This is a genomic window from Superficieibacter sp. HKU1 (assembly GCF_029319185.1).
In the GTDB taxonomy this organism is placed as follows: domain Bacteria; phylum Pseudomonadota; class Gammaproteobacteria; order Enterobacterales; family Enterobacteriaceae; genus Superficieibacter.
This window is the reverse complement of sequence record NZ_CP119754.1, coordinates 4,799,277-4,810,321: the sequence shown is the minus strand read 5'-3', so window position 1 is coordinate 4,810,321 and position 11,045 is coordinate 4,799,277. Positions and strand designations below refer to the sequence as shown.

Annotated in this window: 11 protein-coding genes; 3 read left to right on the top strand and 8 right to left on the bottom strand. The window is 54.6% G+C overall.

Annotated features, from left to right (window positions below; genetic code table 11):
* Positions 1–173: 173 nt before the first annotated feature.
* Entirely contained in the window at positions 174–806 is a 633-nt protein-coding gene (yihA, locus tag P0H77_RS22870) for a ribosome biogenesis GTP-binding protein YihA/YsxC (protein ID WP_176919575.1), read from the bottom strand.
* Between the two features lie 301 nt (positions 807–1,107).
* Here yihA and P0H77_RS22865 point away from each other — a divergent pair, with 301 nt between their 5' ends.
* From P0H77_RS22865 to hemN, 3 genes are all read left to right on the top strand, one after another.
* A complete protein-coding gene (locus tag P0H77_RS22865) occupies positions 1,108–1,248 on the top strand; it encodes a hypothetical protein (protein ID WP_276160309.1) in 141 nt (46 codons plus the stop codon).
* A 144-nt stretch (positions 1,249–1,392) separates the two neighbouring features.
* Positions 1,393–1,896 carry a Der GTPase-activating protein YihI gene (yihI, locus tag P0H77_RS22860; protein WP_276160302.1) on the top strand — a complete coding sequence of 168 codons (504 nt, stop codon included), beginning with the start codon at positions 1,393–1,395 and terminating at the stop codon, positions 1,894–1,896.
* A 188-nt stretch (positions 1,897–2,084) separates the two neighbouring features.
* Positions 2,085–3,458 carry an oxygen-independent coproporphyrinogen III oxidase gene (gene hemN, locus P0H77_RS22855; RefSeq protein WP_276160301.1) on the top strand — a complete coding sequence of 458 codons (1,374 nt, stop codon included), beginning with the start codon at positions 2,085–2,087 and terminating at the stop codon, positions 3,456–3,458.
* Here hemN and P0H77_RS22850 read toward each other — a convergent pair.
* From P0H77_RS22850 to glnL, 7 genes are all read right to left on the bottom strand, one after another.
* Positions 3,444–4,040, bottom strand: a complete 597-nt coding sequence (locus P0H77_RS22850; protein WP_276160300.1) for a TetR/AcrR family transcriptional regulator — start codon at positions 4,038–4,040, stop codon at positions 3,444–3,446. The genes hemN and P0H77_RS22850 overlap by 15 nt on opposite strands.
* A gap of 52 nt (positions 4,041–4,092) precedes the next feature.
* Positions 4,093–5,031 carry a glycyl-radical enzyme activating protein gene (locus P0H77_RS22845; RefSeq protein WP_276160292.1) on the bottom strand — a complete coding sequence of 313 codons (939 nt, stop codon included), beginning with the start codon at positions 5,029–5,031 and terminating at the stop codon, positions 4,093–4,095.
* Between the two features lie 50 nt (positions 5,032–5,081).
* Positions 5,082–5,339, bottom strand: coding sequence for a hypothetical protein (locus P0H77_RS22840; protein ID WP_276160287.1), 258 nt, complete (start codon positions 5,337–5,339; stop codon positions 5,082–5,084).
* Positions 5,340–7,985, bottom strand: a complete 2,646-nt coding sequence (locus P0H77_RS22835; RefSeq protein ID WP_276160286.1) for a pyruvate formate lyase family protein — start codon at positions 7,983–7,985, stop codon at positions 5,340–5,342.
* A 331-nt stretch (positions 7,986–8,316) separates the two neighbouring features.
* Complete coding sequence (locus tag P0H77_RS22830) at positions 8,317–8,439, bottom strand: YshB family small membrane protein (protein WP_139156240.1); 123 nt, start codon at positions 8,437–8,439, stop codon at positions 8,317–8,319.
* A 111-nt stretch (positions 8,440–8,550) separates the two neighbouring features.
* Positions 8,551–9,960, bottom strand: a complete 1,410-nt coding sequence (gene glnG / locus P0H77_RS22825; RefSeq protein WP_176919582.1) for a nitrogen regulation protein NR(I) — start codon at positions 9,958–9,960, stop codon at positions 8,551–8,553.
* Positions 9,961–9,972: 12 nt separating this feature from the next.
* A complete protein-coding gene (gene glnL / locus P0H77_RS22820) occupies positions 9,973–11,022 on the bottom strand; it encodes a nitrogen regulation protein NR(II) (RefSeq protein ID WP_276160281.1) in 1,050 nt (349 codons plus the stop codon).
* Positions 11,023–11,045: the final 23 nt, after the last annotated feature.

Sequence of the window (11,045 nt, the reverse complement as noted above, 5' to 3'; positions counted from 1 at the left end):
GCTAAAAAAAGAGTAGAGTTATTCGCGTAGGGTACAGAGGTAAGATGTTCTATCTTTCAGACCTTTTACTTCACGTAATCGGATTTGGCTGAATATTTAGCCGCCCCGGTCAGTAATGACCGGGGCGTTTTTTATTGGGCGAAACAAAAAACGCGGACTATGCCGCGCCTGTTTTATTCAGCGTCTTCTTCTTCCGTGACCGGAGGGAGGTCGCTAAACCAGCTATCCAGCTTCTGCCGCAGTTTATCCACGCCCAGCTTCTTCAGCGACGAAAACGCTTCAACCTGCACATCGCCGTTAAAGGCCAGCACCGCTTCGCGAACCATATTGAGCTGCGCTTTACGTGCGCCGCTGGCCAGTTTATCTGCTTTGGTCAGCAGCACCAGCACCTGAATATTGCTCTCCACGGCCCACTGAATCATCTGCTGATCGAGATCTTTAAGCGGATGGCGGATATCCATCAGGATCACCACGCCCTGCAAACACTGGCGCTTTTCCAGATATTCGCCGAGCGCGCGCTGCCACTTAATTTTCATCTCTTCAGGAACTTCGGCATAGCCATAGCCCGGAAGGTCAACCAGGCGCTTACCCTCAGCCACCTCAAACAGGTTAATCAACTGGGTGCGCCCCGGCGTTTTGGACGTCCGCGCAAGGTTTTTCTGGTTGGTCAGCGTATTCAGGGCGCTCGATTTGCCCGCATTGGAGCGGCCAGCGAAAGCCACTTCTATGCCGGTATCACCAGGAAGATGGCGAATATCCGGTGCACTGGTGACAAAGTGCGTTTGTTGGTAATTAAAACTTGTCAAAATGGCCGTCTCCGTTAATTCAGGCGTTGGCGGCGATTATACCCGATCAACGGAAAAAGACTGTTTTTTCGGCTGGACGGCGGTCATGTAAGTAAAAGCCATACGCTTTGTGAGACATTGACCATAATCCTTATGGGAAATTGCTGGCGCGTATCCCTAAGCTAAATTTTTTTATCTACGTAAATCATAGGGTTAGTTTTTAAGCTTTTTCCGATTACCCTTTTTCGCGTCTCGCTATATCTTGTATACCCATCACAGTACGGTAAAGTGTGACTCACAGGCGAGGACGCCAGCAGGATTGATGACTCAGGATGAGGGTCAGGAGCGCCAGGAGGCGAAGACGCAGGATTGTCAGGAAGACAAACGTCCGGAGACGTTTTACAAGGAAAGGGAACTGCAACAAGGATTGTTCCAGCTAAGGGATAAACAGGGTTGGTTGTAAGCAAACAGGGAAAGTGGAGCCCCTTGAGGGTGTGAGTCAGGAAAAAAGGCGACAGAGTAATCTGTCGCCTTTTTTCTTTGCTTGCTTTCTGATAGATTCCGCCTCAATTCTATACTAAAGAAAACGGCTTAAAGATCTCACATTATGAAAAAACCAGCATCGGCACCGCGTAGTAAAGTTCGCCGCAAAACTCGCGAAGAGTTGAACCAGGAAGCGCGTGCGCTCAAGCGCAAGAAAAAGCACCGCGGCCATTCGGCGGGTAGCCGTGCGTCCGGCAGTGAAGGCGCTTCTGGCGCTAAAGGCCAAAAGCAGCAAAAAGATCCGCGTATTGGCAGTAAAACACCGATTCCACTGGGCGTTACCGACGCGCCAGTCACCAGGCAGCACAAACCGAAGAGCGAGAAACCTATGCTTTCACCGCAGGATGAGCTGGATATGCTGGAGAACGATGAGCGCCTGGACGCGCTGCTGGAACGTCTTGAAGAGGGAGAAGCCCTGACTGCTGAAGAGCAATCCTGGGTCGATGCCAAACTGGATCGTATTGATGAACTGATGCAAAAACTCGGCCTTTCTTACGATGACGACGAAGATGAGGAAGAGGAAGAAAAACAGGAAGATATGATGCGCCTGCTGAAAGGCGGAAAGTAACGTTTGCATCAGGTCGGCTTGCCCGTCCTGCTTCTACTCCTTCCGGTCATATGTTATCTGGGGTGGTTATTCGTTAAACTACAGCGGTTGTCGCGGCGTCAACGTTGGCTGCGCAACCGGCTGGTAACGAAAAACGGTGTCCGGCCGGTATACCGTACCCGCCGTCGGCATCATCGGAAGGAGTGAGCATGTCTGAGCAGTTAATCGACTGGGATCTGGCCCTGATCCAAAAATATAACTATTCCGGGCCGCGTTATACCTCTTATCCCACCGCGCTGGAGTTTTCAGAAGACTTTGGCGAGGCGGAGTTTCTCAGCGCCGTGGCGCGCTATCCTGAGCGGCCGCTGTCGCTCTATGTCCATATCCCTTTTTGCCATAAGCTCTGCTATTTCTGCGGCTGCAATAAAATCGTCACCCGCCAGCAGCATAAAGCCGATCAGTACCTTGACGCGCTGGAGCAGGAAATTCTGCATCGTGCGCCGCTGTTCGCCGGTCGACACGTTAGTCAGCTGCACTGGGGCGGCGGCACGCCAACTTACCTGAATAAAGCGCAAATTAGCCGTTTGATGACGCTGTTGCGGACCAATTTTGCCTTCAATAACGGCGCAGAAATCTCGATCGAAGTCGATCCCCGTGAAATTGCGCTGGATGTGCTCGATCATTTACGCGCCGAAGGCTTTAACCGTCTGAGCATGGGCGTGCAGGACTTCAACAAAGAGGTTCAGCGGCTGGTGAACCGCGAGCAGGATGAAGATTTTATCTTTGCGCTGCTCAACCATGCGCGGGATATCGGTTTTACCTCGACCAATATCGACTTAATCTACGGCCTGCCAAAACAAACGCCGGAAAGCTTCGCTTTTACGCTTAAGCGTGTGGCCGAGCTTAACCCTGACCGGCTTAGCGTATTTAACTATGCCCATCTGCCGACCCTGTTTGCTGCCCAGCGCAAAATCAAAGATGCCGACCTGCCGACAGCACAGCAGAAGCTGGATATTTTGCAGGAAACCATCGCCTCGCTGACCGATGACGGCTACCAGTTTATCGGCATGGATCATTTTGCCCGTCCCGATAACGAACTGGCGGTCGCCCAGCGTGAGGGCATTCTGCATCGTAACTTCCAGGGCTATACCACCCAGGGTGATACCGATTTGCTGGGGATAGGCGTTTCGGCCATCAGCATGATCGGCGACTGCTACGCGCAGAACCAGAAAGAGCTGAAACGCTATTATCAGCAGGTCGATGAACAGGGCAATGCGCTGTGGCGCGGCATTGCCTTAACGCGTGATGATTGCATCCGCCGCGATGTCATTAAGACGCTGATTTGTAATTTCCGCCTGGATACGCAAGCCGTCGAAGCCCAGTGGGATCTCGACTTTAACGACTACTTTGCCGAAGACCTTAAGCTGCTGGCCCCGCTGGCGAAGGATGGGCTGGTGGACGTTAATGAAAAGGCCATTCAGGTCACCGCCAGGGGCCGCCTGCTGATCCGTAATATCTGCATGTGCTTTGACGCTTATCTGCGCCAGAAAGCGCGTATGCAGCAATTCTCACGGGTAATTTAAGTCGAGTTCCGCATAGTCAGGGAATACGGTGCGGAACAACCGACGAATTAACGCCACGATGTCTTCATCACGTCTGGCGGCGGAAAAGTTGTAGATAAGCGAAAAACTCATTTCCAGAAAAAAGGCGATGTCTTCTTTTGTTGCATGTTCCAGAAACCAGCTTTCGAAAATAGTGCGCATCGCCTGATAGCGCGGCTGCTGGTGTTTTTCGTTTAGCTGAGTGGAAATGTCTGGATGTTCCAGCGCCAGGCCAATCATCACTCTGGCGACGGCGGTGCGGTGAAATTTTCCCATCTCAATCACGCGGGCAATAAACTGCGCGTAAAAGTCGCGCTGGTTCCCGGCATCGTATTCCAGCACCGGAAGCGCTTCGCTGGCGTGACGCAGAAAGGCCTCGCAGAAAATCGCCTCTTTGCCCGGCCACCATTTGTAAATGGTGGTTTTGCTGACGCCCGCCTGGCGAGCTAACTGTTCAACGTTGATACGGGCGAAGCTGACGCCGTCTTCCACCAGCGCCAGCATGGCAGTGAGAATGGAAATCCGCACGCTGTCGTCCCGCCTGCGGCCTCGTTTTATTTGCACGTCGTTTTCCCCGCTTTCGTTTTGCCAGTGAGTATAAGAAAGCGGGAGGGGATCAGAAAGGGGTATCGCTGCCCACGTAGCAACGAATTGCCTTCGCCTCAAAATGCGCTTTCATTGCCAGCAGCGCATTCTGGGTGAGTGACCCGGTGTGCGCAAACTCATACTGACGGCTTAACTGGGTATATTTTGATGCGCCCAGTCGATGAAACGGTAATAAATTCACTTCCGTCAGGCCAGCCTGTTGCAGAAAACACGCGGTGGCCTGCATGTTCTGGTCATCATCGTTAAAGCCAGGAATGACCGGCACGCGTGGGATCAGGCGAAACGCGTCGCGATGCTGCGCCATCTTCACGATGTTTTCGAGGATCAGCGTATTGGATACGCCGGTGCCTTCACGGTGGCGGGCGTCGTCCATATGTTTGATATCGACAAAGACCCAGTCGGTGTGTTTAAGCACCTCCTGATAATGGCTCCATGACGCGTAGCCGGAGGTCTCTATGGCCGTGTGGATGTAGTTACGGTGGCACTGTTCAAGAAAGCGGGCGGCGAATTTATACTGGGTCATCATTTCGCCGCCGCCGAGGGTGATACCGCCGCCGCTGCCCCAGAAGCGGCGGTCGCGTTCGATTTTGCGCATCAGCGCTTGCTGGGTGTAATACTTCCCGGCGATACCCAGCGCAGAGTCATAACAATACTCCACGCAACGCAGCGATTCACACTGCTGACAGCGCGCGCGATCGAAGGTTATCGCGCCGTCCTGCGCAAGAGTAATGGCTTGTTCCGGGCACTGCTCCACGCAGTTATAGCAGCGCTGACAGCTATCCTCGCGGAACATCACCTCCCGGTTGCGGCACTCTCCCTCCGGGTTGCTGCACCAGGTACAGCTCAGCGGGCAACCTTTAAAAAAAATCAGCGTCCTTCCGCCCGGACCATCGTGAACGGAAAAACCCTGAATATCAAAAATCAGCGCGACGTCTTCATTGGTTTTCATGGCTGTGGTCGTCCGTGGCAAGCGGGGCCGTTTTCGGCCCCGCACAGGGTTTAGCGCAGCGGCTGGAATTTCTCGCAGGCGTTCATCGTCGGATAGACCATTTTCTCATGGCACTGGCCGACGAATTCCGTTCCGGCTTTCACGCAGTAGTTCTGGCAGAATTTGCACTGATTTTTGCGTACAAAGGTTTTACAGCCATTCACTGGCGAATCCAGCAGAATGCGTTGCTGGGAGTGTTCGCAGGTACCTTTAAACACGTCAAACGGCGCACATTTCTGGCAGTCGTTGCAGGTATATTCCATGGTCATTTAAATTTCCTCATATTCGGTGCGGGAAATGATTTCATCCTGAATAGGTTTGGATAACTCAACCCAGTACTGCGTAAAGCCGGCGACGCGCACCATCAGATCGCGATAGTTGCCGGGGTTCTCCTGGGCATCTTTCAGCATCCGCGAATCGACGATATTGAACTGGATGTGATAGCCGCCCTTGTCCATATAGGCACGGATCAGCTCCTGAAGTTTTTTCGACCCCTGCACGCCTTTAATCGCCGACGGATGGATCTTGGTATTCAGCTGGGTGTTCATAAAGTCGGAGTGATCGATACAGGTCGCCGAGTTAAAGACGGCATACGGACCGCTCACGTCGGTGCCCGGATAGGGCGACTGGGCGCCGTCGGCCAGCGTCAGGCCGGTCAGACGACCGTCCGGCGAGGCGACACAGGCTTGCCCCAACGGACCGTGGGTAGTGACGGACAACATACATGGCACCCACGGACGGCCAAAGATATCGTTCACTTCCGGCACGATATCGCGGAAATATTCCACGATGTCCTGGTAGATATCATCGACATAAGGCTCATCGTTACCGAACTTCGGCGCGCTCATGCACAGGGAGTGAATACGGGCCCATTCATTGCTGACGCGTTTTTGATCGAACATCGAATAGTTGCCGGTTTCCGCCACGCTCTGATAGCCAAAGTTATGCTCCAGCGCGGTTTTCAGATCGCCCAGCGTAAATTTCTGCTCGTCGAAAATATTGCGCTTAATGGAGGCCAGCGAGTTGGTCAGATTGACCTGGCCGGAGATCCAGGTGGTAAAGCAGCGGTTATAACGGCTGCCGCCGCGGTCGATATCCAGGCCGGACTCAATACAATCGGCCATTAACGCGGAGTAGAAAATCGGGTTGTCCACATCGTATGTGGAGGCCGACTTGATGTTAAACATCTCTTCAAACAGCACCACCACTTCGCGGAAATAGTGCTTAAACTGGCGCATCACCTGCTCAAAGCTGTCCAGCGGCAGACCGTGAGCCTCAAATACACGGGTTCCGGTGCGCGGATCGACGCCGTCCCACAGCACCAGCTCGAGGATTTTCGGCATATTGATAAAGCCGACGCCGGTAGAGCTGTAAGAGCCTGCGCCGAACTCGCCGTTAACCAGCGCGCCGGGCTGAATTTCCAGGCAGCCGCCGATGGTCCAGGCACGCGCATCCTCAAGGGAAATTTTTTCCTCGCCGAAGGTTTTCATCAGATATTCGATGGCGACGCGGTTATTCACCCATGCCGGAAAGCCGGAGCCGGTCTTATTACACTCGACCGCTTTCAGCACGAATTTATCGCTGAGCTTGCTATCGTAGAGCATGGACAGCGTTGGCTGCGGGGTGGAGCAGCGCATCGCTGCTTCCATAATCAGCTCTTCAAGCTCGTTCTCTGCGGAAGCGCCGTTCGGCTTCAGGCCGCCGATGCCGACGTTGTTAAAGGTGCTACCGGCCAACAGACCGATGGTGCCGACCGCCATTGCCAGGTCGATACCGGTGAATTTGACGCGCATACATTCGAGAATTTCCAGCGTCTCTTCGCGGGTGATGCGGCCCTCTTTAATGTCTTTCTCCCAGAACGGGTAGAGTATCTGGCCGATACGCCCCGGCGAGATCCCGGAACCCTGAATTTCGTTTAACACCGCGATATGGCAGGTCCACATCAGTTGGGTGGCTTCGAGGAAGGTGCGCGGCGGATTCTCAACGATCCACGCCAGCCGTGCGGCCATATCGGTCAGCTCCTGGCGTACCGTGGCGTCCTGCTCAATCGCCGCCATACGCTGCGCTTCTTTGGCGTAACTGGCGATCCATGCCTGCACGCCTTCAATCACCAGAATGGTGCCCTGCCAGAAGGCGAGGCTGTCCGGCGAGCCACCGGTGTTTTCAGCAATTTTCCGACGGCATTTTTCCAGCATGCCTTTGAAACCGATCTGCAGTGGATACTGGAAGTTCACCACGTTGCGCCCATGGCGCACCGATGTTTCCAGGTCGGAACACATCAGCACCGCTTTTTTCATATTGAGGTACTGTTCGAAACGCGGGTGCATGGCCGCCCACATAAACGATGAGTCCTCAACGGATTTATTTTTCCAGTATCGGCACAGCTCAACGATGACCGGATATTCTTCGCGGCGTACGCCAAAGCGTTTAGAAATCGACAGCACGTTGCCCACGCTTTCGGTGACGTTGCCGCCGCCTTCCGCCACGATAGTTACCTCTTCCAGGCTTTTTGTCGCGGCTTTCGCGGATTCGGTTTCCATCTGCTCCGCGCTATTGAGCGGGTAGCGGTTAGAGGTCCACGGCATAATATAGGCCCCGCGCACGTAGCGGGTTTTCTGCATCGCCAGCAGTTCGCCGCGGGTGATCATCGGCGTAAGGTGCTCGAAGCCGCACTTCAGCGCCATGGAGCGGCGCAGCATCGGATGATGGCCTTCCGCTTCGATCCATTTCTGGGTGTACCAGTACGTAAACTCGGTATCCAGCGATACTTTCGCTTCGTAATAATCGTCGAGTAGTTTTTTCGCTCGCGCGGAACCGGTGACTTTAATTTCGCGGTCGGTCACCTCTTCGGGCGCTTTACCGTACTGAAAACTGAGGGGGAGAGATCCCTGATTAAGCTGTTCTGAATCCAACATTACCTTGTACTCCTTGTGATAGGGCTGAGCGATTTTCGACAGGAAAACGGCTCATGGCGGTAACGTTATCGCGCAAAAACTAATTAGTAAACGATCCGTTCAGTAATTGATTTGTTGTTTGACCAGACGCAAAAATTTTCGCAATTACCAATATGAGTAAGAATGATTTGCGTTATTGATTTTGCGCAGAGAGACAAAGAGAAGGGCGAGAGGAGTCTTCAGTAATTCACAGGCCAGTGCAAGCGCAGCGCCGCCTGGCATAATTCCACGGTATGACGCTTGCCAGCAATCTGACGCCTTCCTCAAAAGAGAAGAGGAAGGCGTTCAGAAATTAACTTAAGAAATTCACCAGCGCCGCGCACAGCACCGCCGCAATCGCCGTCTGGGGCGAATGGCTTGCCGCTGCGCCAGCTTCGACGCTGCCCGACACAATATGAATTAATGATTCCAGCATGATGGCTCTCCCGTGTTACCGGGTCAGATCATACTCAACTCATAAGCACAGTAAAGTACAAAAATGCAGCAATTTGCGCGATATGTTGCATTTTTACACAGCGTCGGGCGACTATTCCATGCCCAGCTCTTTCAGCTTGCGGGTCAGGGTATTGCGCCCCCAGCCAAGCAGCCGCGCTGCTTCCTGTTTGTGCCCCTGCGTATGGCGCAGCGCGGTCGTTAACAGCGTGCGCTCCAGTTCAGGCTGCGCTTCGGAAAGCAGATCCTGATGCCCGGAACGCAGGGCGCGATCGGCCCACTGCGCCAGCAATGTTGCCCAGCTATCCGGGTGCGTTTGTGACGGGCTATCCGGAACGCTGGTTTCAAAGAGTTCACCCGGCAGATCCTGGATCAGCACCTCCTGCCCGGCGGCCATGACGGTCAGCCAGCGGCAGGTATTTTCCAGCTGGCGCACGTTACCCTGCCAGGCCAGCCGCGTTAGCGCGGCTTCCGTTTCCGGATGAAGCTGTTTGGTCTCTACCCCCAGTTCGCGCGCGGCGACCTGGAGGAAGTGACGCGCCAGACGCGGGATATCTTCCCGCCGCTCGCGTAGCGGCGGCAGATGCACGCGGATCACGTTCAGGCGGTGGAACAGATCCTCACGAAATTTCCCCTCCTGCACGCGCAGTTCCAGGTTCTGATGCGTCGCCGCGATAATCCGCACGTCCACTTTTACCGGCGCGTAACCGCCGACCCGGTAAAACTGCCCGTCCGCCAGCACGCGTAACAGGCGGGTCTGTACATCCAGCGGCATATCGCCGATTTCATCAAGGAACAACGTCCCGCCGTCTGCCTGTTCAAAGCGCCCCTGACGAATAGTATTCGCGCCGGTAAACGCGCCTTTTTCGTGACCAAACAGTTCAGACTCGATCAAATCTTTCGGGATCGCCGCCATATTCAGCGCGATAAACGGCGCTTTTGCCCTCGGACTATGGCGATGCAGGGCATGAGCGACCAGCTCTTTCCCGGTCCCCGACTCGCCATTAATCAGCACGCTTATTGATGACCGGGAGAGACGTCCGATAATACGAAACACGTCCTGCATCGCCGGGGCTTCGCCGATAATATCGGTTGTCGGGCCGTTCACCTGCACGTTACGCGGCTGCTGCTGTTCCTGATAATGACTGATGGCGCGCTCGACCAGCGCCACCGCTTCGTCAATATCAAACGGTTTGGGCAGGTAATCAAACGCCCCTTGCTGATAGGCACTCACCGCAGCGTCCAGGTCGGAGTGAGCGGTCATTATGATGACCGGAAGCATCGGGTGGCGCTGTTTAATCTGTTTTAACAGCGCCAGCCCGTCCATACCCGGCATGCGGATATCGGACAGCAGAACGTCCGGCGTTTTGGTTGCCAGCGCGTCCAGTACCTCACTGCCGCTTTCATAGGTGATGCAGCTTAACCCGGCACCGGTCAGCGCGCGTTCAAGCACCCAACGGATGGAGCTATCGTCATCGACTACCCAGACTATCCCTCGTTGCATAAACTCACGCCTCTATTTTTTGATCGGCAGGTAAACCGAAAACTCGGTATGACCCGGCCAACTGGTAAATTCAATTTTTCCACAATGCTGATCAATCAAACTGCGGGCAATCGATAAGCCCAGCCCCGTTCCGCCCTCACGTCCGCTGACCATCGGATAAAACAGCGTGTCCTGCAGATGCGAGGGAATACCGGGACCGTTATCTTCCACATCAATCCGCGCCGCCAGACGATAACGCACGCCGTGCAGCGTCAACTGGAAAGCCGTACGCGTGCGCAGGACAATTTCACCGCCCTGCGGACCCAGCGCCTGTAGCGCGTTACGTACCACGTTCAAAAGTACCTGTTCAATCTGGTCGGGGTCGTGCGGCAGCTCCGGCAGGCTGGGATCGTAATCACGCACCAGCCTGACGTTATCCGGCAGCTCCATTGAGACCAGTTTCACTACGCGCTCGGCGACTTTGTGAATGCTTTCAGTGACGTGCAATCCAGGCTGCTGCGGCCCCAGCAGACGATCCACCAGATTACGCAGGCGGTCGGCCTGCTCAATAATGACATTGGTATATTCCGTGAGTGACGGATCGGGCAGCGCTTTACTCAGCAATTGCGCCGCCCCGCGCAGCCCGCCTAACGGGTTTTTAATCTCATGGGCCAGCCCCCGAACCAGATCGCGAGCGGCGACCTGCTGGGCGTGCTGTAGCTGCTCCTGGCTCAGACGGCGCTGGTTATCCATAGGCGCCATCTCCAGCAGGATCATGCCATCCGGCAGGCGCTGGGCGGTCAGCGAGAGAATATGCGAGCGTCCGTCGATCACCAGCGTCACTTCGTTATCGGTAAAACCCTGCCCGGCATGCAAACTTTCCTGCATCAGCCCGACATTGAGAGAAAAATAGCTCAACAGCTCCGGCAGCGGCGTACCGAATAATTTACGCGAACTTTGTGCCAGCAGCTGCTGCGCCGCCGGATTGGCGTAATGGACCGCCAGATCGTCATCGACCAGCAGAATGCTATTAATTAATGAGTTGAGGATCTGCCCAGCATCGGGCAGCACGCCAGTTGCCATGTAGCAGTCTCCTTAGTATGCAC